Here is a 21,733-nt window from a genome sequence, read left to right as displayed (position 1 = left end):
GATTGTTCCGCTGCGCGAGTTTTTTAATGATCGTGAAGACCTACTATGTACGAAAGAGTGCAGGAAGCTCAATATGTCGATAGGCTGAAGAATGAAGAATATTTCCAAGCTGTAAGATACCTTGAAGTAGCCTTGGAGAAGGACGGCAATATAAGGATTCTTCCAGTACATGAATGCGATTCTGCAAAACAGCATCCAAGCGATTCCATCCTGGTCGTTTCTTTACGATATCAGGCTGAACCTTTTCAATGCGTACCCCAACCCAAGCCAAGCAAATATGATCCGGTTGACGCTGTAAGATATCATCCCAATCCGTTTGAACGCTTGCTAGCTCAACACCTTCAAAAATGTTTTTTCCACCGGCAAGCTCACTTACTTCAGTCAGCCAGTTTATTGCTCCCGGAGTAAAAACGGGTTTTGGCCACCATTCCCAATATAATGAAGGAGTTACGGGTATCTTTTCTACTGTATGTTTAAATAGTGCCAGTGTATCCAAGTAGGTTTGATACACATTTTGAGCGTGTTTTTCTTTGTTAACAGCTTTTCCAGCTGTTAAAAGGTCTGTTCCAATCTCATCTAAGCTTTGAGGATTTAATACAATATGAGGAATGTTTCGCTCGATTAAAGCCTCTATATTTTTTTCCATTCCAGGCACACTAAGGGACGCTAAGACAAGATCAGGTGACAGTGATTCCAGTAGATCCATGTTTATGGATAAGTCAGGTCCTAATCTAGGGAGATGGTGAATGGTCTTGGGCCAATCAGAAAAATCATCCACTCCAACAAGAGAAGAGCTCAATCCAAGGTAATGGATGAGTTCGGTATTGCTGGGACAAATGGAAACAAGTCTCATTTAGTGTAATCCCCTCTCCATATTAACTACAATGTTATGATGAAATGGACAAATACGGTTAATAAAATCCCAGTTAGTCCGCCAAAAAATACTTCAATTGGCTTATGACCTAACAGCTCTTTTAATTCCTTGCGTTTTTCCTCTTCATCCTTCTTGGGCCATCCTTTTGCTTCCGAAACAAATTTATTAAAATCCTTCATTAGCTGATTAATCACTGCAGCCTGTTCACCTGCTTGAAAACGAACACCTGTTGCATCAAACATGGTGATGATTGCAAATACGGTAGCAAGCGCGAAAACGGCAGATGATGTCCCTGTTTCAAGCGCAATTCCTGTTGCCAGTGCAGTAACCGCTGCTGAATGAGAGCTTGGCATTCCTCCGGTAGACGTTACGAGGGACCAGTCAATTTTTCTTGTTGCAATAAATTGGATAGGTACTTTAACTACTTGGGCAAATAAAATTGCAAAAAGAGAAGCCCAAAGAGGAAAATTAGTGAATATTTCCATGTAATGACTGCATCCTTTCTCATGACGTCCTGACGACATTTTTTTGTTATTATACCATATTCATCTAACGAAAGCCGTTTCAACTTGGATCGGGAATCGAAATGTAAATGCTTTATCTGTATAATAGGCAGTGGAGGTGTGTTAAATGAATACAAATGTACATATAATAGATCCATTAACCATTGCACATGACTGTCTTATTGTTGGTTTATGGAACAAACCATCGAAACTAGAAGGGACTTTAGCGGATCTTGATCAATCCTTTGAAGGCGGATTAACCACACTCGTCAAAGAGGGAGATTTATCATCACATGTAAAAGCCATCACGAAAATTCCATCGCTAGGAAAAAGCATGGCAAAACGCCTTGTATTTGTAGGCCTCGGTAAAGAAAAAAAATTAACCTTTGATGACCTGAAAGAAAGCTTTGGACAAGCAGCTAAGCTAGTGAAAAAAAGTCGTTTGAATAATGTTTCTATTGCACTAGATACTTTTACAACAGATGAACTGGAAGCGTCTGATGTTGCTCAAGCCGTGACAGAAAGCTTTATTCTTTCGACTTATTCCTTTGAAGGATATCGTCAAAAATCCAATCTTCCTGAAGTGAATATTGAACAGTTGAATGTATACACGTCAGCTGATGAAAAAGAAATTCAAGCAGCACTTGAAGTGGGACAGGCATTGGCTGAGGGAACAAACTCGGCAAGAACGCTTGTAAACATGCCATCAAACCTTTTAACAGCCGTGAAAATGGCGGATTATGCGGAAGAACTTGCTGATACGTACGGTTTTGAAGCAGAGATTCTTGGCCGTGAAGAAATGGAATCGATGGGGATGGGGGCTATCCTTGCTGTAAATCAAGGATCTTCAGAACCGCCAAGAATGATCGTCTTGAAATATCAAGGAAAAGAAGAGTGGACGGATGTCATCGGTTTAGTTGGTAAAGGGGTAACCTTTGATACAGGCGGTTATTCCATTAAGCCTAAGGATGGAATTGTCGGGATGAAGGCGGATATGGGGGGAGCAGCAGCTGTCCTAGGAGCTATGGAAATTATCGGTAAGCTACGACCTGAACAAAACGTAGTAGCGGTTATTCCAGCTACTGATAATTTGGTCAGCTCTACAGCCTTTAAACCGGACGATGTGATCACATCTCTCAGTGGTAAAACAATCGAGATTCTTAATACAGATGCAGAAGGCCGCCTCGTTTTAGCTGATGCTGTCACCTATGCTAAACAGCACGGAGCGGAATACATTATTGATGTTGCAACACTGACAGGGGGAGTAATTGTTGCGCTTGGTTTAGATAAAACAGGAGCAATGACCAACCATGAACCGTTGTTTGAGCAGGTGCTTGAAGCCTCTGCAGAAGCTGGGGAATTCATCTGGCTTCTGCCATATACAGAAAAAGATAAAAAACGTGTACGCAACAGTCCTGTAGCAGATTTAAACAACTCTCCGGGCAGAGAGGGGCATGCGATCGTGGGAGGTGCTTTTATAGGTGAATTTGCTGAAAATACACCGTGGGTACATCTCGATATCGCAGGAACCGCTACAACAAAAAGCGAGCACGACCTTGGACCTGCAGGGGCAACAGGAGCCATGACACGCACGCTTGCACTATTCGTCGAACAATTCTCAGCGAACAAATAAAACTCACGAACAAAAAAGAAAACGTAGGATTGCCAAGGCTTTGGCAGTCCTTTTATTTTTGAAAGGGGTGCTTTAGTTCGTTGAAGGGGTCTGACCCCTTCAACGAACTAAAGTGTGACAATTACGTCTATTTTGTAAGACATTGACATAGGGCAGTGGGGTTTGGTAAGTTATGTTGGTGATTTTATTACGCTAATAGTTTACCAAAGTAAAGAATGTGAGGTTGTTTGAGTTGAATGCTGTTATTATAGCGGTTTTACTGATGTTAATTTTAAGTCTTTTTCGAATAAACGTGGTATTTGCTCTTATTGTGGGTGGATTTGTTGGAGGCCTTTTAGGAGGCCTTTCCATGGATGAGGTTGTCACTGTATTTTCAGATGGTGTAGGTGCGGGTGCTAATATCGCACTTAGCTACGCCTTGCTTGGCGGTTTTGCGGTAGCCATTTCCTACACTGGATTACCGAATTTACTCGTAAACCAAATCGTGAAGTTAGTCAGCAGAAAAGGAGAATCCCGTCAGCAGGCGTTGCCTAAAGTGATCATTGTATTGGCAATCTTGTTGATTTCCTGTATGTCGCAAAACGTTGTACCTGTTCATATTGCCTTTATTCCATTATTAATTCCTCCATTGTTAATGGTGATGAACGAATTAAAGCTCGACCGCCGTTTAATTGCATCGGTGCTGACGTTTGGTTTAACCGCTCCATATATGTTATTGCCTTATGGATTTGGACAGATTTTTCATGAGGTCATTGCTACGAATATGGAGGTTGGAGGGCTGGCTGTTCAAAGGGAGGATATTCCAAAAGCAATGCTTATTCCAACGATCGGGATGGCAGCGGGCTTGCTTATTGCGATATTCATTAGTTATCGCAAGCCTCGTACCTATGATGCTGGTATCGGAATCAATGTATCAGATGCTGAAGAAAATTCAGATCAAATTTCAACAAAGAATTTAGTATTTACCATTCTGGCTATTCTTGCCGTACTTGTCGTTCAAAGTGTATTAGGGTCAATGGTATTCAGCGCTATGGTTGGTCTTCTTATTCTATTTGTTTCAGGAACTGTAAAGCTTCGTGATCAGGATGGTCTATTAATAGATGGCATGAAAATGATGGCGTTTATTGGCTTTGTCATGATTGCAGCAAACGGCTTTGCCTCTATTTTAACGGCAACAGGCGATATTGAGAATTTAGTTAGCGGCGCCTCTTCTATAATTGGAGACAATAAAGCCATTGCTGCGTTATTAATGCTTTTAGTTGGTTTACTAGTTACGATGGGCATTGGTTCATCTTTTGCCACAGTACCAATTATTACGGTTATTTTCGTTCCGCTCGCAATGGAATTAGGCTTTAGTCCTCTGGCAACCATTGCTTTAATTGGAACAGCAGGAGCACTGGGAGATGCAGGATCACCGGCTTCTGATAGTACACTTGGGCCTACTGCTGGTCTAAATGCAGATGGACAGCATAATCATATTTGGGATACTTGTGTTCCTACTTTTATTCACTTTAATATTCCATTAGTTCTATTTGGATGGGCTGCTGCATTATTGCTATAATAATAATTGAAGAGTAGGCCTCATTCTCATTTACATTTGATGCCCAACCATCTGGTAGACCCTGGTCATATGAATATAGGGAAAGCAGAAGGAGGGAAAAGAATGCCGAGATACCCTGTTTACAGACACCCTGGAGTTGGACATGGTGACAGGTTTATAGGCGGACTATTTGGTGCACCATTTCTTGGGGGCTTGTTAGGTGGTGTGCTGGGGAGTGCACTTGTTAGACCATCGTATTATGGAGGCGGTTTTGGGTTTGGTGGTTATCCCCCATACGGTCCTGGTCCTTACTATCGACCATTTTACCCGCCATACTATCCATATTTTTAATAAATAGATAGATGGATTTATTAAAAGAACAAACTAAAAAATGTAAGGTTTAGAACGTTGAATTCTATTTATATGGGATTCAACGTTTTTTTGGTTATTGCATCATTTGTAAATGATTCCTTGATTTTTCCTTCTTGAATCGGCAAGATAAAAGAGAATAATGGGAAAAGGGAGCGGGATTTAATGAAACGAGAAAACATGGGAAATGACAACACATTATTATCAGCACTCGGTATTGAGATTGTGTCAATAAAAGAAGGGGAAGTCATCGCAACAATGCCAGTGGACAATCGAACACATCAGCCTTTTGGCTTTTTGCATGGGGGAGCTTCCGTCGCATTGGCTGAAACGGCTGCCAGCGTTGGAGCTGCAGCACTCATCAATTTGGAAACCCATGCGTGTTTTGGACTGGAGATCAACGCGAACCATATTAAATCTAAACGAGATGGCATCGTAACAGCAAATGCAACAGTCATTCACAAAGGAAAAACTACGATGGTATGGGATATAAAAATTGTCGATGAAAATAATGAACTTATTTGTATTTCACGCTGCACAGTCGCAGTTGTAGAAAAAAGAAAGTAATAGGTTTCATTCTCTTTTTATTTGGGAATTGATTACCAAATGATAAAAAGGAGGATGATGATCGTGCCTTGGAGTCAAAAAGATTACCCTCATTCATGGAAAAACTTAGACAAGCACGTACGTGATAAAGCAATAGAGATTGGCAATGCCCTCATAGAAGAACAAGGATATGAAGAAGGCAGAGCAATTGCAATCGCAACTGAACAAGCTAAGAAAACCGTTAATTTGTCTTCTAATCGGCCCATTTTTCATATTACTACACATGTCAATGGCTGGCAGCTAAAAAAAGAAGGACAGGACCGAGCAGTTTTTGTTGAAAATACAAAGCAGTCATTAGCTGACAAAGCAAAGCCGCATGTTACAAAACAGAATGGTGTTCTCGTGATCCATCGAGAGGACGATACGATTGAACAAACACTATATGAAAGTTAAAAACGAGGAAGCCTGATTTATCAGGTTTCCTCGTTCTTTGTTGCGATTTGTTCTTGAGTCTGTTTGTCCATTGCAAGATCATCCTGCACTGAACCTTCCCACAGCTTAACACCTGAATTATATGACGCTCTTGTAAGCAAATGACCGCCCACAGGAGCTGTAATTAAAATGAAGAAGATCCCTAGGACGAAATAGGAGTTAAATCCTCCTTGTGTCCAAAAGAAAATCATAATTCCGATAAGTACGCTCATGACACCAAGTGTGGCACTTTTTGATGCTGCATGGGTTCGTGTATATACATCTGGAAGTCTGATTAAACCAAGAGCTGTGACGACACTAAGGAATGCACCAACAATGACAAAGAAAGCGATGAAAAAACTACTCATTTCGATCACGTTGGATAATCACTCCTTTCTCTAAATATTTTGAGAAGGCGACGGTTCCAAGGAAAGCTAAAATACCAAATAATAGGATTACTTCAAGGAACGCACTCGTTCTTAATAATGCCGAGAAAATGGCGATGATTGAGATTAAACTAATCCCAAGAGCATCAAGTGCAATGATACGGTCAGGAGCTGTTGGTCCTTTTATGACACGATATAATACACCGAGCATCGAGAGGGTGATTACTGCTAATGAGATATATAATATGGTTGTCAACATTACAGTTCTACCTCCATAATTGCTTTTTCAAAGGTATTTCTAATCGAATCAACAGCTGCCTTCGCATCGGGCACGTGAATGGTATGAACGTATAATGTACGGTTATCATCTGAAACATCAATGATGACCGTACCCGGAGTCAGCGTAATCATCATTGATAATAAAGCGATATCCCAGTCATGTGTCAATTCAGTGTCATAACGAAAAATCCCGGGCTTCATATCCAATTTCGGTTTTAAAACTATACCTATTACTTGAATATTTGCCTTTACTAATTCCCACAAAAAGATAATGGTCAATTTAACGACAGCAACGACTCTCCACAAATAAAAGCGAGTTGCAAAAAATCTCATCATGACCATTATGAGGATCAACCCTATGAAGAAACCAATCACAAAGCTTGGCAACGTTAGTGAGTCTTGTAAAAACATCCATAGGAACGCCAAAAAGAAATTTAATAATAATTGAAATGCCATATCACATTACTCCTTTAGCACAGCTTCTATATAGATTGCCGGGTTTACGAGTGGTTCTACAGCCTGTGTGATAAACGGACGTACCGCTTCAGCTCCGACACCATATGCAATAGCAATGACAACAACGGCTGCTGTAGGGATCCAGAGTTTAAAAGCCATCGAAGCCTTTAAACCGTGGTATTCCTTCGGCGTTCCCCAAAATCCATTCGTGAAAATTTTCATTACAGAATATAGTACTAAAAGGCTGGATAGAAGAATTAAACCGGGTCCAATGTATTCTTCTGCTCTGAATCCTCCCTGCACGATCAGCAGTTTTCCGACAAATCCGCTGAAAGGCGGTATTCCAGCAAGGGATAAAGCTGCAATAAAGAATGTCCAACCAACCCAAGGATACTCTTTAATCAGTCCTCCCATATCTTTAAGATGACTTGAACCTACAATCGCGATCATAATACCGGCTAGCATAAATAAAGCAGCTTTAATGATCATGTCATGAAGCAGATAGAAAATAGAGCCTTCAATTGCTTCTGGTGTCATGACAGATACACCATATAAAATGACGCCAACTGCGATAATGATGTTGTAAATAATAATTTCTTTTACATCACGATAAGCTAATGCACCAATAACTCCAACGACAATCGTAAGCATGGATAGTACACCTAATATCATATGTGTGTAGCCTGTGTCGTGATAGAAGAAAAGTGTATATGTGCGAATAATCGCATATATACCTACCTTTGTCAGTAATGCACCGAATAATGCGAGAATCGGAATTGGCGGTGCCTTGTATGATCCAGGTAACCAGAAGTAAAGAGGGAATATACCTCCTTTTAAACCAAATACGAGTAAAAAGAAGATCGCAATAACCGTTAATATACCTGGCTGGTTAATTTCAGCAATACGTTCTGATACATGTGCCATATTTAATGTTCCAACAATGGAATACAAATAAGCAACAGCAATAACAAACAAAGCCGAAGAAATAACGTTAATTAGAACATACTTGAACGACTCTCTCAGCTGTTCTTTTTTACCTCCAAGAACAATTAATACATAAGAAGAGATAAGCATCACTTCAAAAAATACGAACATGTTAAAAATATCACCTGTTGTAAAGGCGCCATTAACACCAACCAATAAAAATTGAACGGCTACGTAGTAATAATGACGTTCATGTCCTTCATCCATATAATAGAATGAAAACCATATAACAAATAATGTAATAATACTTGTAGCTGCTACCAGCAGAGCTGACAGCATGTCAGAAACGAGCGTAATTCCAAAGGGAGCATCCCACCCACCGAGATTGACGGTTTGTATACCATTTTGTCTGATCGTAAAAATCAGTACAAAGGATGCAATGACGGCCCCTAATGAAGAGATGATCGAGATCGTACGCTGGGCTTTAATGCGCTTCGGGAAAAACATTAAAACAGCAGCTGTAATAAAAGGGATGAGTATAGGAAGTAAAGGTAAATTAATCATTGCCTTCAGTCCCTCTCATTTCATCCATATTGTCCGTGCCAATTTCTTGATAAGCTCTGAAGCCTAACACTAAGAAAAATGCTGTAACCCCGAATGCGATAACGATAGCTGTTAATACCAATGCTTGTGGGAGGGGATCTGTATAGGCAGTAACCCCATCTGTTAAGATTGGCGCTGCTCCTCTTTTAAGACCACTCATGGTTAGCACAAGCAAGTGAACAGCATGACTTATGATCAATGTACCAAAGATAATGCGCAGCAGACTTTTGGAAAGTATAAGATAGGTCGCGCACATAAACAGAATTCCGATTACGATAGACATTAGAATTTCCATTATTCACTCTCCCCTATTGTTTGAATAATGGTCATTGTTACGCCAATTACGACTAAATAAACACCAATGTCAAACAGTACTGCTGTATGAAGGGATGTTTCCCCCAGTATAGGCAGGTTTATATAGTCAAAGGCATGTTTTAAAAACGGTTCGTTAAATAACAATGCACCAGTACCAGTCAAGATGGCGATCAACAACCCGGTTGCCGTCATCAATTTAAAATCAACGTGTAATATTACTTGAAGGGTTTTAATGTCGTATGCCAGCAATATTAGCAATAGCGCTGCAGCTGTCATCAGTCCCCCGATAAAGCCGCCGCCGGGCGTATAGTGACCAGAAAAGAATAAATCAATTGAGAACAAAATAATCATAAAGGTTATGATTTTTGTCACTGTTTGTAAAATGACATCGTTCGTCTTTTTCATTCTTCTTTCCCTCCTGCTGCTCGATATCGAATCATCGCGTAAATACCCATTGCTGCAATAGCAAGTACTGCAATTTCAAACAATGTATCAAATCCACGGAAGTCTACAAGGATAACATTTACCATGTTTCCGCCCGCAGCTAAGTCATACACATTGTCAATGTGGTATTGAGAGATGGACTCAAATGAGCGTGAGCTGAAAGAAGAAATGGAAATAAGTGTAATGGTCAGTCCCACTAATACAGAAATAACAGCATTGCCAAGCTTAAAGCCGATGCGCTCAATATTTCTGCTGATCCTTGGAAAGTGATAGAAGCAAAGAAGGAACAAGGATACAGAAACGGTTTCAATCACAAGCTGTGTAAGCGCAAGATCAGGTGCTCTAAATAATACAAAAAACAAAGCTACTGTGTATCCAGCTGCACCAACCGCTATTAGAGAGGTAATACGAGATTTTGCAAATATTACGGTTACGGCTGAAGCGACCAAAATAATTGCCAGTATGACTTCATAAAACTCGATTGGAGCAAGGTCTGTTGTATCTATGGCAAATCCATCTTTAATGAGAAGTGTTGACAATAAGATCGCTACAAAGAATGAGAAAATATACACTAAATATGTTCGCATAAAACCAGTCATATAAGCGTTTGATAAACGCAGAGAACCTTTTTCACTCAAAGAAAGACCCGCATCATACATACCGTTTAGTGTAAAGCGCTCAGGAATTCGGTTATAGATTCCTTGCCATTTTGCTAGTGTTGCATAGAGTAAAGCTCCGACAGCAATAATTCCGATCGTCATAAATAACTCAGGCGTGAATCCGTGCCAGAAGTAAATATTAACATCAACTGTCTGACCTGAATCAACCAGACTTGGCAAAATCGCTTCGACAGCAGGTTTTATCATACTGTTTGACAATAAATTTGGGAAAAAACCAAAAATAATAACAAGCGATACTAAAATAATGGGTGAAATAAGCATCCCAATTGGTGCTTCATGCGGTTTCTTCGGCAGCTTATCAAATTGTGGCTTGCCAAGGAACGTTTTAAATACGAGCTTAATACTGTAAACAAATGTAAATACACTTGCAATCCATGCAAGAACCGGGAAGAGCACGCCCCAGGTACTTAAGTTGAACAAATCCAACTCAAAAACAGAAAGCATTCCTGTTAAAAACATTTCTTTACTTAAGAAGCCGTTAAATGGCGGTAATCCAGCCATTGAAAAGGAGCCGATAATCGCAATTGTAAAGGTGATTGGCATTAAATTTACAAGGCCGCCGAGCTTGCGAATATCCCTTGTGCCAGTTTCATGGTCAACGATGCCAACCATCATAAACAGGCTCCCTTTAAAGGTTGCATGATTGATTAAATGAAATACAGCTGCAATGGTTGCTATCATGTAGATATTGTCATCTAATTGGTCATAATGAAGTGCGGCTGCACCGAGACCAAGCAAAGACATGATTAAACCAAGCTGGCTAATCGTTGAGTAGGCTAATATGGCTTTTAAATCTGTTTGTTTTACAGCATTGAAAGATCCCCAGAATAACGTGATGATTCCAAACCCTGCGACGAGCCAGAGCCATAAACCTGATTCAGCAAATACAGGGCTCATACGTGCAACTAGATAGATACCTGCTTTTACCATGGTAGCAGAATGAAGATATGCACTGACAGGTGTTGGTGCTTCCATTGCATCCGGTAACCAAATATGGAAAGGAAATTGTGCTGACTTTGTAAAAGCACCAAGTAAAATTAAGAGAAGTGCAGGAACAAACAGTGGATCAGTAATCAATGATTCTGACATGTTAATCAGCTCTTGAATGCTGAATGTCCCTCCCATAATGTATAGAAGCACAATTCCTCCAAGCATTGAAAGACCGCCAAAAACGGTAATAAGCATTGATTTTTGAGCTCCATAGCGAGAACGCTCTCGATCATACCAATAGCCAATGAGAAGGAATGATGAAATCGAGGTGAACTCCCAGAACATATATAAAACGATAAGGTTGTCTGAAAGAACGACACCGAGCATCGCACCCATAAACATTAATAAATATACATAAAAATTATGAAGTGCTTCTTTTTCTTTTGCGAGATAGTAGATGGAATACAGGACAACGAGTGAACCAATCCCTGTAATTAGTAACGCAAATAATAATCCAAGACCATCTACATGAGCTGTAAAATCAATCCCCAGGGAGGGAATCCATTCAAATGTTTTCGTGACGGTATTACCATCACTTGTTAGTGGAAGGTACTGGATGAAATAGATGAACAGAACGAGCGGGACAAGCAATACAAACCATCCCGTATGGATATTTCGAAACCCCTTAAAGAGAAAAGGGATGAGGACTGCCGAAAGAAAAGGCAGTAAAATAGCTAGGTGAAGCAGCGACAACGAAATCCCTCCTTTTAAATCACGACAAATTACTACAATGATTTACCCATTAATTGCAAATTTAAAAAGGCCTGAAATTGTATTCTGGTTAAATATCAGGATACAGGCCCCTCTTAACCTTGCTGTATTTACTTGTTCACTCACGTATATGGAAAGTATAACGTAAATAAACAAAGTATGCATATAATAACGTTTGCGAAATCACTCGTATAATGTAGCTACATATAGGAAAGAAGGCGTTTTTTAACCGATAAATAAAGAATTTTTTAAAAAATAAAATATTTAACAGAATACTTGATTTTTGTAGGATTCACTTCTTCAGCTTGAATTACTCTTTTCTTTAGATAAGTAAACGATTATCATAGTGAAAGTAGAGGATTGTTCAAGCACAATGAGGAGAATAGTTATGAAAAATGCTTATTTAACCGGCTACTTGCCGCTTTTTTCGATTTTCATGTTTAGTCTTTCATTCTCTGTATATGGAGTAGGGGTTCTTATTGAACTTTTTAAAGGGATTGGAATATATGCAGGGATGCGGGAGTTTTTATCGGAGTTTGAACTGAAAATATTTATATTAATTTTATTGATGATTGTATTTTTTATGGTGTTTGCAGCATTAAAGCTTATCGCTGAAACGATCAACGAGGTTTCTCTCCTTTTTTTCTCCAAAGACAATGAAGGAAAAGCATTGCAACAAGTGCGTTCAGGATCAATTATTTATTTTGTCGGATCTTTGGTTACAGTTGCAAGCATGCAATCTTTTATTGGACTTATTATCATTTTTTTCATTACATCATTTATTTATTTTATTTATTTTGTGATGAAGATACGGGAGACGTTAACGACAGCTGGAACGATTGGTGTTATCTCTTTTGAAGTCATTGTTTGGTCAGTGCTGCTGTCCAGTGTGTTTTATGTTTTAATAAGACTGTATAGCGGTCTTATGGCAAGTCTGCCGATTTTAGAACAAATCCCTTAATAAAAAAGGTCGATCCTCTCTGCCTATTGAGCAGAGGGATCGACCTTTTTTATTCTTTTACCGCATGATATCTCGCCAAATATAATGAGCAGGACGATCGAGTTCAATGCTTTCCATATTTTTAGGGAGGTCATGTCCCACCCAAACACCAGTAGTATATTCATTCGTTAATCCCACGGTCCAGTAGTCGAAATATTGGTTCGTTGTCCCGGTTTTAATTCCGACATACGGCTTTTGCACATTAGCAGGATTGCCGGTACCGGAAGCGGCAGCAATGGATAAAAGCTCTCTCATTTTTCCAGTTGTTGCTTGTGACCAGATTTGTACAGGTTCACGAGGCCATTCAAAGAGCGTTTTTCCATTCCGGTCGGTTACCTTTCGAATAGCATGTGCTGCTTGATAGGAGCCATCGATAAAGCTTGTATAGGCATCGGTCAATTCAAGTGGAGTCATCCCGTATGAAAACCCTCCAATCGCAGCTGCCAGTGTGTGATCCTCGGGAACCACATGATTAAAATGGAAGGGTGTTATGGATTGAAATGCATTTTCGATTCCAGTTTGCTCCATTAATCGAACTGCTGGTGTATTAAGTGAAAGCAAAAATGCGCGAGACATGGTCATACTGCCATAATCGACTCCACCATAGTTTTCAGGGCAGAAAGTACCATTACAATAATGGCTGGCATCCACGAGCTGGGATAAGGGAGCCTTGGTACGTTCAATGAAAGATGCGTATACAAGTAATGGCTTGATTGCTGAACCCGGCTGACGAACAGCCTGGTAGGCGCGGTTAAAATTATATTTATTGTAATTTTTCCCGCCAACCATGCTGACAATTTCTCTCGTATCATTACGAATCACGACAGCTGCACCTTCAACCTCTTCATAAGGAAGATGCGCTTTCACTGCTTGAATACTTTGCTGCTGCTGGTCTGGGTCTAATGCAGTGTAGATGGTAATTCCGCTATTTTTAACCTCTGCTGCTCGGTCATAAAGCTCATCAGTAATCTTCTTTCGGGCTTCTTCAGATTCAGCCTCATTTAACCTTTTATGATAGCCCTCTGTGAGTGAGATTAGTTCTGTCAGTTCATGTTCAACATAGACGGCATAGTCAGCATAATGATCCACACTCTTAAAAATGTTCAGTTTGATCTCTTCCGCTTTCAGTGCGTTTCCTTCTTCAGGAGAAAGCTTTTTCTCTTCAACCATCAAATCAATTAAACGCTCCTGCCGTTCTTTTGCCGCATCAAAGTGTGACAGAGGGTCATATTTTCCCGGGTTATTGGGGATAGCTGCAAGAAATGCTAGCTGCGCATTCGTTAGCCCTGATAGATCCTGCTGAAAATAAAACAATGCTGCTGATCGAATGCCGTAAACACCGTTACTGAAGTAAATAATGTTCAGGTAGCTTTCTAAAATTTCATCTTTTGTCATCGTCTTCTCTATTTCACTTGCATACAGAAGCTCTGTCATTTTTCGGTTGTATGTTTTTTCCTGTGTTAAATATAAATTGCGTGCAAGCTGCTGGGTTATTGTACTTCCCCCTTGTTGAATATGTGTAAATACAAGGTTTTTTACAACAGCCCTTATAATAGCACCAGCGTCAAACCCAACATGTTCATAAAAATTTCGATCTTCGGATAGAACAATCGTATCTTTAAGAAATGCTGGCAATTCCTCACTATTTGCATAAAGCCTCATTTCAGATGTTAATTGAGAGAAGCGGTTATTATTAGCATCCAGTAAAAAGCTTGTTTGCTCTGGTAAGACATTAGCAATATCGACCGCTTTATCCACCGCTTTATTATAGGCCTTTACATGTTGTACTTCCTGATGAGACCAAATCAACAGAAGTAAAAAGAGTGGTGTTAAAATTCCCACAGTTAAGTAGCCTACGGTCATTCTCATTGTTGTTCACTCGTTTCAATTATTCTATGTTTCATTAAACTGCACCATTTGCCTTCGGCTCCACCATAACAATCCAAAAGCACAAAGGAATAAACTGCCTGTGACAAAAAAAACAGACGAAATTCCTATAAATCCGGAGAGAATTCCTCCGACCGTTGGACCCACAACATTTCCGAGGAAACGAAAGCTTTGGTTGTACCCGAGTACTTCTCCTTGCATTGCTACAGGGGCTGCATTCCGAATGAAAGCTGTAACACTTGGAATGATTCCACCCATTGCAATTCCAAATAGGAAACGTAAAACAACCAGCTGCCATAGCTCTGTAACAAATGCTTGCGGGATGATAAAGAGGGCCGACAAAATTAATAAAAGGGTCAGTACCTTTTCGTAGCCAATTGCATCCCCAAGCCTGCCCCATGATCTTGTGGCAAGCAGATTACCAAAACCTGTAGCTGAAAATGCCAGGCCAGCTAAAAAAGCAAGATTTGCTGCAGATGTAAGTTCTCCAACATATAAAGCCAGAAGGGGCTGGATACTAAAGTTTGCAACCTGAACAAGGAAAGAGAGGATCATAACTGTCAGCAATAGACGATGTCCTGTGATATGTCGGATGACTTCTTTTCTCGAATAGGTTTGTCTATTCTTTTTATCGGCAGTTATTTTTTTTTCTGTAATCCAAATCATTACCACTGTTGCTGCAATGGTAATGGCTGCAGCCGTAATAATAAACGTATAACTAAATCCAAATGCATCGGCCATCATTCCGCCGATTAAAGGACCAAGCAGGCCTCCAGTAACGGTTCCCATTTGCAGTGTCCCAAGTGTTTTTCCAGCAATGTGTTTGGGAGTTTGAGAGGATATAAGTGCTAGAGATGTAGGGATAAAGCCTGTTACAATGCCTGTGATCATACGGAGTATAAATAGTCCCTCTACAGATTGGATAAAGCCCATTAAAAAAATACTTGCCGCTATTCCATATCCTGTTATTAGTAAAATAGGTTTATACCCAAAACGATCACCAAATCGTCCCCAGACAGGAGAAAATAAAAAGGCTGTTAAAAAAGTAATACCAAAAACTAATCCCGACCATTTTTGAACATACTGCTCTGAAAAATCTCCCATTGTACTGATATATAGTGATAGAAATGGGAGAACCATCGTTGCACTTGCTGCAACTAAGAAATTTGCGATCCACATTATCACTAAGTTTTTCTTTTCAATCGATATCGTAAACACCTTCTTTTCGGCTTGAAAAATAATTCTGTAAAATTACATAATATTTCGATTTGCTAAGTATTAAGTATACCTGATCGTTTTTTGAGCGCAACTTAAGAATCTCATCAGTAATTGTCGTATGAAAATTCAGACTATAATTTCTGCTTTCTCCCATTGCGTGTTATAATCAATCATAGATGACTTCAAATATCGGAAAAATTATATAAGAAAACGAATAAGAGGGGATTACAAAGGGGAGTGATCGTATGAAAGAGCAGAGCAATACGCTGATCTTCATTGATTTTGAGTTTTCAATGCCAGATGGGCGTGGATCAAGTGGATTCTTTCCGGAAATTATTGAAGTAGGGCTAGTATGTGTAAAGGACAGAAAGCTCATGAATCAATATTCCAGCTATGTAAGACCCCGAGTCTTTAAACGTCTATCAAGGAGATGCCGTTCTTTTTTAAATATCTCACAAGAGAATGTGGATAGCGGAATTACGCTTGCTGCTTTAGTAAAGCATTTATCAAGTATAAATGACGACGGTCAGAATACAGTGATCACATGGGGAAACATGGATATGAAGGTGTTAAAGCAAAATTGCGAGAAAGCACGTCTTTCATTTCCATTTACAGGCGACTTCGTGGATTTATCAATGGAGTATAAACGTTTTTTTGGGGACCGGAATCAAACAGGTCTTTGGAAAGCAGTACAAGAATACGGTAAGGATGGGATTGGAAACCATCATAAAGCGTTAGATGACGCCATGACGACCTATCATATACATCAGCTTGTGGAAAAGGACAAGCGATACTTAAACAAGGCTGAGCCAACGACGATCGGTGACCGTATTGACTTAGCCAAGCTGCAAAATTTACTTGTTCAATAAGTTGACGCGTGAGCAAAGCAGAAAGAGGCCTTGCTCACGCGTTATTTAACTATGCAAAGGAAATGGAATACATCAATTCGTATTCTTTTTTCACGCCCTGAAGTGCTTCAAGACTTTTAGCATTAAAGTCAGAAGTCGAGTCTTGCAGTTCGTTTTCCAGCATATTGACTGAAGACTTTAATGACTCAAAGTAGTCAGCAACTTCTCCTTCAAACGCTTTTATCATGTTAGAAGGAATATTGGTTCTTTCATTGAAAGCAAGTGCTTTTCGTTCATGAAAAAAGGGCACATTAACTTCATTCGGGTTGTGAAGATCTCCTTGTCTTGGGTGCTTTAGCACGGTTTTTATTTGAACTACATAATGTGAACCTTTGTCGGCTGTTATTTCGCCAATATACGCACCTGTTTTATAAAATGCTCTTACAACTTGTCCAGCTTGAAAATTAGTCATCTGCCATTCTCCTTTCTCTCCTGTTCTTATTGTAAATCAAAAGATGATTTTTTGTGAATGATCATGTAAAGTAGGGTTTGGAGGAGAACAATATGAAAATTCGTTTGCTAAGTGTTGTTTTTTTCTTCATTCTTTTGCTGACTGCATGTGGAACATCTGATAATTCCTCCATTCCAGATTTGAGTTCGAATGAAACAGAGGAGCAGAATGACACAACAGATGAAACGCAGAATGATGAAGTAAATAGTACAGAAAGTGAAGGAGAGAATACAGCAATGTACCCACAATTAACGACAGAAGTACGTGAAAATGAGGCTTTAGTTTCCATGAATACAAATATGGGAGCCATTAAAATTAAATTATTTCCTGAATATGCGCCTAAAACAGTGGAGAATTTCTTAACGCACAGCAAAAATGGCTATTATGATGGTTTGAAATTTCACCGTGTTATTAAAGACTTTATGTTGCAGGGCGGAGACCCAACTGGAACTGGCATGGGCGGAGAAAGCATTTATGGTAGCTCGTTTGAAGATGAGTTTTCTCAGGAGCTTTTTAACCTTCGCGGTGCACTGTCAATGGCGAACTCAGGTCCAAATACAAATGGCAGTCAGTTCTTTATTGTGCAAAGCAATGACATTGATCCAGGATTTAAAGGACAAATGGAGGAAGCGGGCTTTCCAGCAGAGATCGTGGAAGCTTATATGAAGAACGGCGGGACCCCATGGCTAGATTCTAAACATACTGTATTTGGTCAAGTTATTGAAGGAATGGAAATTGTAGATGAGATTGCAGCGGTTGAGACTGGTGCAAATGACATGCCAATTGAAGATGTTATTATCGAAAGCGTCGATGTCATTCAAGAATAAACACGGTTAGAAAAGAGACTGCAAGCAACTTTTTTGGGGATTATGTTAATCCGGCCGGGTGATTTCCGCTGCAGGCGCTCGCTTTCCGCAGGCGGTCAGTGAGCCTCCTCGGTGCTATACGCCTGTGGAATCTCCCATTGACTCATTTTTCTAAGCAGGAGTCTCACGCATCCGCGCCAATCAACATCGCGCAAAAATCAACAAATAGCTTGAATACAGCCTTTTGAAAAAATAAAAAGAACAATCATGTTTAAATCATGATTGTTCTTTTAAAATTCCACCTTATCATCTGCCATTTCAGTAAAAACTCCAATTCTTATTCACTCGTTTCATATGATCAAGGTTGAGTTGTCGCTGTTAAGCTATCTATGCTGAAACCTTGATCATTTTCTTTTGCTGACACGAATCTGTCACGTCTCTTAAGTGGAATCTGATTCTATCACTTGATATAATAAACCTAAACGTGCAGCGAAAGGATGGATTTTTATGCACCAGTGGCTTATTTTAAACTTGTTCTTATACTTTCCAGAAGATAAGTCAGAATATATTCCTGCAGCGATTACTTTTGTCATTTTTATGGTGGTTACTGTATTAACTTTCAGATTAATCCTTCGTGTATCAAAAAAACAGGAAGAAAAAACAAAAGAGTTGGAAGAAGAGATTAATCGTGGGCGCCAGCAGCAAATAAAGTCCTGAATATTTCCCGGGACATAATGATCATAAATTAAAAACCGACAAATGGGAAATATACTCCATTTTTCGGTTTTTTGTATAATGTTGAACTTTTATCATGGTTACTTCTATAATAATGAAAAGAAAGCCTGGTTGATTCACATAAAATGTTGAGGAGGCTGGAAATGCAAAATACACATATGATGGGTGTAGATATAGGTACAACGAGTACAAAGGCAGTGATTTTTGATAAAAGTGGACGTTTTACCGCAAAAGGAAATATTGAGTATCCGCTCTTAACCCATAATCCTGAAACAGCAGAACAGGATCCTGATCAAATATTTGATGCTGTCACAAAAGCGATTCATACAGCAATCAAAGCAGCACGTCTTCCATCTGAAGCCATTGAATTTATCTCATTTAGTTCAGCAATGCATAGTGTGATCGCGATTGATGATAAAGGGAACCCGCTGACGAAATCCATTACGTGGGCCGACAACAGAAGTGCTTCCTATGCTGAGAAAATTAAAGAACAAAATGGTCATGAGCTTTATTTGCGTACAGGCACCCCTATTCATCCAATGTCGCCACTTTCCAAGCTTGCCTGGCTTCATGGTGAGTATCCACAGTTATGTGAACAATCAGCAAAGTTTGTCTCCATAAAAGAATACATATTTTATAAATGGTTTGGGATGTATGAGGTTGACTATTCAATTGCTTCTGCTACAGGAATGTTTAATTTGGAGCAGCTGAGTTGGGATGACGAAGCGCTTAAGATAGCTGGCGTGACTCGAGATAAGCTTTCTGTACCAGTTCCAACAACGAAGTCTGTTAAAGGATTGTCAGTTCAACATGCATCACAATTAGGCATCCATTCGGAAACACCTTTTTTCCTTGGTGCAAGTGATGGTGTTCTATCAAACTTAGGGGTAAACGCAATGGATCCGGGAACAGTGGCTGTAACGATTGGAACAAGCGGTGCCATTCGAACCGTCACAGACCGGCCGATTACAGACCCAAAAGGACGGATTTTTTGCTACGCTTTAACAGATAGGCACTGGGTAATAGGTGGAGCTGTAAATAATGGCGGTATGATATTTAAATGGCTTCGGGATGAGCTTTGTCAGGATATCACTCTTGAAGCGGAAAAACTGGGTGTAAATCCTTATGTCGGACTGACTGAACTGGCACAGTCCGTTCCAGCTGGGGCTCATGGGCTTATCTTTCATCCTTATTTGGCAGGAGAACGTGCACCACTTTGGAATGCAAACGCAAGAGGATCTTTTTTTGGTTTAAGCTTGAATCATACAAAGTCAGATATGGTTCGTTCTGTGTTAGAAGGAATCGTATATAATCTGTACACAGTGTTAATTGCATTGGAAGAGTTAATTGGTGAACCGGTCCGCATTCAAGCTACAGGCGGTTTTGCCCAGTCTCCATTTTTGCGTCAGATGATTGCGGATATTTTTGACATGGAAGTGGTCGTGCCGGAAAGCTATGAAAGCTCCTGCTTTGGTGCTTGTGTACTGGGTTTGTATGCGTCAGGAGAAATTGAAAAGCTTGAAGAGGTGAAAAATATGATTGGAGCTGTTTATACACATAAGCCGAATGAACAGGCGGTTAAAGCGTATCAACAAATTGTACCTGTCTATATCCGCCTATCCCGATTATTTTCACAAGAATACGAGGCGATTGCGAAGCTGCAAAAAAACTTGGACTTGTAATTAGAATACATGAAAAATGAAAGGCCCTGCTATTGGTGATTTCCAAAAGCAGGGCCTTTATCTGTATAAGTCTATGGATGGATATCAGCTGAATGCGATTTTGAATCGTTTTAACCCTTCCACCAGGGTTTGGCGGGAACAGGCAATATTCATTCTTGTGAACCCGCTGCCGCCTTCTCCGTACTTATCACCAGGCTCTAATGCGAGCTTTGCTTTCTTTAACAGAAGCTCCTTTACCTCATCATCTGATTTTCCAGTGTTCCGGTAATCGATCCAAAGCAAGTAAGTACCTTCCGGCTCCATTAATGTAACACCGGGGATTTCTTTGATCGTTTTGCGAACGAGACGAACGTTCTCTTCTAAATAATCAATCAAAGATTCCAGCCACGCTTCACCATCTAAATAGGCGGCCTCCATTGCTTTAATCCCGAATGTGTTTAATGTGAAAAATCCTTGTTTTCCTTGGGCATCCTGTATTTTTTGACGAAGCTCTTTATTTGGAATGATCATAGAAGATGCCTGCAAGCCAGCTAAATTAAATGTTTTACTCGGCGCAATTAGCGTGATAGTATGATCCACTTCATTTTCAGCAGCAAGTGCTGTTGGGACATGTTTAGCAGTTTTGAAAATTAAATCCGAATGAATCTCATCTGATACGAGGATGACAGAATGCTCCTTGCACAGCTTGTTAAGTCTATAAAGCTCTTCTTTCGTCCATACTCTTCCTGACGGATTATGCGGACTGCAAAGCAAAAGCATTTTAACGCCATTCGCCAAACTTTCTTCAAGATGAGCCCAGTCAATCTGGTGGCGTCCGTCCATTTCGAGCAGTAAGCTCGTTGTAAGTGTTCGGTTATTTTTTTTAATCATATCAAAAAATGGAGTATAAACTGGAGAAAATGTAAGGATCTGATCTCCCTCGTCCGTCAATGCCTGTATGACTGTTGCGATGGAGGGGACAACACCTGTGCTGTAAAGTAGCCAGGGAAGGTGAATAGACCATCCATGACGCTTGTCCATCCACTGTTTAATGGCCTCACCAGTTGAGTCAGGGACATAAGTATAGCCAAAAGGAGGATGACGAAGCCGCTCTTCTAGTGCTTCCATCACTGCACCAGGCGGAGGGAAATCCATATCCGCAACCCACATCGGTAAAAGGTCATCTTCACCGAAAACCGTGTTCGTCATATCCCACTTAACGGAGTGAGTGCCTTTTCGATTTATCACTTGATCAAATTGCTCCAAAGACGATCACATCCTTTACTTTTTTCTATTCTATCGTAAAAGATTTAAGCGATTAAACCAAATAAATTCACTCGACA

At 40.0% G+C, this 21,733-nt stretch carries 23 protein-coding genes; 10 read left to right on the top strand and 13 right to left on the bottom strand.

Translation table 11 applies throughout. The features are described 5' to 3' along the window. Positions 1-43: 43 nt before the first annotated feature. Together KP78_RS17925 and KP78_RS17920 are read right to left on the bottom strand one after the other, a co-directional pair. Positions 44-853: a cobalamin-binding protein gene (locus tag KP78_RS17925; RefSeq protein WP_041091012.1), complete on the bottom strand. Its 810-nt coding sequence runs from the start codon at positions 851-853 to the stop codon at positions 44-46. Positions 854-879: 26 nt separating this feature from the next. Next, entirely contained in the window at positions 880-1,359 is a 480-nt protein-coding gene (locus KP78_RS17920) for a divergent PAP2 family protein (RefSeq protein WP_041091010.1), read from the bottom strand. Positions 1,360-1,504: 145 nt separating this feature from the next. On the opposite strand from KP78_RS17920, the gene KP78_RS17915 reads away from it, so the two are divergent. From KP78_RS17915 to KP78_RS17895, 5 genes are all read left to right on the top strand, one after another. After that, positions 1,505-3,010, top strand: coding sequence for a leucyl aminopeptidase (locus tag KP78_RS17915; protein WP_052474932.1), 1,506 nt, complete (start codon positions 1,505-1,507; stop codon positions 3,008-3,010). 232 nt (positions 3,011-3,242) lie between these two features. Further along, positions 3,243-4,571, top strand: a complete 1,329-nt coding sequence (locus tag KP78_RS17910; protein ID WP_041091009.1) for a Na+/H+ antiporter family protein — start codon at positions 3,243-3,245, stop codon at positions 4,569-4,571. A 102-nt stretch (positions 4,572-4,673) separates the two neighbouring features. Next, a complete protein-coding gene (locus KP78_RS17905) occupies positions 4,674-4,901 on the top strand; it encodes a hypothetical protein (protein WP_041091007.1) in 228 nt (75 codons plus the stop codon). A gap of 198 nt (positions 4,902-5,099) precedes the next feature. Then, entirely contained in the window at positions 5,100-5,486 is a 387-nt protein-coding gene (locus KP78_RS17900) for a hotdog fold thioesterase (protein WP_041091153.1), read from the top strand. 63 nt (positions 5,487-5,549) lie between these two features. Next, entirely contained in the window at positions 5,550-5,918 is a 369-nt protein-coding gene (locus tag KP78_RS17895; protein WP_041091006.1) for a DUF2188 domain-containing protein, read from the top strand. 20 nt (positions 5,919-5,938) lie between these two features. Here the strand turns inward: KP78_RS17895 and mnhG are convergent, their stop codons facing one another. From mnhG to KP78_RS17860, 7 genes are read right to left on the bottom strand one after another with little or no spacing between them, the layout of a single operon-like run. After that, positions 5,939-6,313 carry a monovalent cation/H(+) antiporter subunit G gene (gene mnhG / locus KP78_RS17890; RefSeq protein ID WP_041091005.1) on the bottom strand — a complete coding sequence of 125 codons (375 nt, stop codon included), beginning with the start codon at positions 6,311-6,313 and terminating at the stop codon, positions 5,939-5,941. Next, on the bottom strand, positions 6,297-6,581 hold the full coding sequence (locus KP78_RS17885; RefSeq protein WP_041091003.1) for a Na(+)/H(+) antiporter subunit F1: 285 nt from the start codon (positions 6,579-6,581) through the stop codon (positions 6,297-6,299). The genes mnhG and KP78_RS17885 overlap by 17 nt, the downstream gene beginning before the upstream one ends. Beyond that, positions 6,581-7,057, bottom strand: coding sequence for a Na+/H+ antiporter subunit E (locus KP78_RS17880; protein WP_041091001.1), 477 nt, complete (start codon positions 7,055-7,057; stop codon positions 6,581-6,583). The genes KP78_RS17885 and KP78_RS17880 overlap by 1 nt, the downstream gene beginning before the upstream one ends. A 6-nt stretch (positions 7,058-7,063) precedes the next feature. Beyond that, a complete protein-coding gene (locus KP78_RS17875) occupies positions 7,064-8,545 on the bottom strand; it encodes a Na+/H+ antiporter subunit D (RefSeq protein ID WP_041090999.1) in 1,482 nt (493 codons plus the stop codon). Next, a complete protein-coding gene (locus KP78_RS17870) occupies positions 8,538-8,879 on the bottom strand; it encodes a Na(+)/H(+) antiporter subunit C (protein ID WP_041090997.1) in 342 nt (113 codons plus the stop codon). The genes KP78_RS17875 and KP78_RS17870 overlap by 8 nt, the downstream gene beginning before the upstream one ends. Then, complete coding sequence (locus KP78_RS17865; protein ID WP_041090996.1) at positions 8,879-9,304, bottom strand: Na(+)/H(+) antiporter subunit B; 426 nt, start codon at positions 9,302-9,304, stop codon at positions 8,879-8,881. Before KP78_RS17865 ends, KP78_RS17870 begins: the two co-directional genes overlap by 1 nt. Further along, positions 9,301-11,706, bottom strand: a complete 2,406-nt coding sequence (locus tag KP78_RS17860) for a Na+/H+ antiporter subunit A (RefSeq protein WP_041090994.1) — start codon at positions 11,704-11,706, stop codon at positions 9,301-9,303. The genes KP78_RS17865 and KP78_RS17860 overlap by 4 nt, the downstream gene beginning before the upstream one ends. A gap of 406 nt (positions 11,707-12,112) precedes the next feature. On the opposite strand from KP78_RS17860, the gene KP78_RS17855 reads away from it, so the two are divergent. Continuing rightward, entirely contained in the window at positions 12,113-12,685 is a 573-nt protein-coding gene (locus KP78_RS17855) for a DUF5366 family protein (RefSeq protein ID WP_041090992.1), read from the top strand. Between the two features lie 57 nt (positions 12,686-12,742). On the opposite strand, the gene KP78_RS17850 is transcribed toward KP78_RS17855, so the two are convergent. Together KP78_RS17850 and KP78_RS17845 are read right to left on the bottom strand one after the other, a co-directional pair. Beyond that, a complete protein-coding gene (locus KP78_RS17850) occupies positions 12,743-14,593 on the bottom strand; it encodes a transglycosylase domain-containing protein (RefSeq protein ID WP_041090990.1) in 1,851 nt (616 codons plus the stop codon). Positions 14,594-14,617: 24 nt separating this feature from the next. Continuing rightward, positions 14,618-15,790 carry an MFS transporter gene (locus tag KP78_RS17845; protein WP_052474943.1) on the bottom strand — a complete coding sequence of 391 codons (1,173 nt, stop codon included), beginning with the start codon at positions 15,788-15,790 and terminating at the stop codon, positions 14,618-14,620. Between the two features lie 284 nt (positions 15,791-16,074). Here KP78_RS17845 and kapD point away from each other — a divergent pair, with 284 nt between their 5' ends. Beyond that, positions 16,075-16,698, top strand: coding sequence for a 3'-5' exonuclease KapD (gene kapD, locus KP78_RS17840; protein ID WP_041090988.1), 624 nt, complete (start codon positions 16,075-16,077; stop codon positions 16,696-16,698). 49 nt (positions 16,699-16,747) lie between these two features. Here kapD and kapB read toward each other — a convergent pair whose 3' ends face one another. After that, positions 16,748-17,149, bottom strand: a complete 402-nt coding sequence (kapB, locus tag KP78_RS17835; RefSeq protein WP_041090986.1) for a kinase-associated lipoprotein KapB — start codon at positions 17,147-17,149, stop codon at positions 16,748-16,750. A gap of 92 nt (positions 17,150-17,241) precedes the next feature. On the opposite strand from kapB, the gene KP78_RS17830 reads away from it, so the two are divergent. From KP78_RS17830 to gntK, 3 genes are all read left to right on the top strand, one after another. Beyond that, positions 17,242-18,015 carry a peptidylprolyl isomerase gene (locus KP78_RS17830; protein ID WP_084220149.1) on the top strand — a complete coding sequence of 258 codons (774 nt, stop codon included), beginning with the start codon at positions 17,242-17,244 and terminating at the stop codon, positions 18,013-18,015. A gap of 486 nt (positions 18,016-18,501) precedes the next feature. Beyond that, positions 18,502-18,711 carry a hypothetical protein gene (locus KP78_RS17825; protein ID WP_041090985.1) on the top strand — a complete coding sequence of 70 codons (210 nt, stop codon included), beginning with the start codon at positions 18,502-18,504 and terminating at the stop codon, positions 18,709-18,711. Positions 18,712-18,872: 161 nt separating this feature from the next. Then, positions 18,873-20,411: a gluconokinase gene (gene gntK, locus KP78_RS17820; protein ID WP_041090984.1), complete on the top strand. Its 1,539-nt coding sequence runs from the start codon at positions 18,873-18,875 to the stop codon at positions 20,409-20,411. Between the two features lie 84 nt (positions 20,412-20,495). On the opposite strand, the gene KP78_RS17815 is transcribed toward gntK, so the two are convergent. Continuing rightward, on the bottom strand, positions 20,496-21,656 hold the full coding sequence (locus KP78_RS17815) for a MalY/PatB family protein (protein WP_041090983.1): 1,161 nt from the start codon (positions 21,654-21,656) through the stop codon (positions 20,496-20,498). Positions 21,657-21,733: the final 77 nt, after the last annotated feature.

This window comes from Jeotgalibacillus soli (assembly GCF_000829435.1).
Lineage (GTDB): Bacteria > Bacillota > Bacilli > Bacillales > Jeotgalibacillaceae > Jeotgalibacillus > Jeotgalibacillus soli.
The sequence above is the reverse complement of the archived record's forward strand: the minus strand, read 5'-3'. Positions and strand labels throughout refer to the sequence as shown.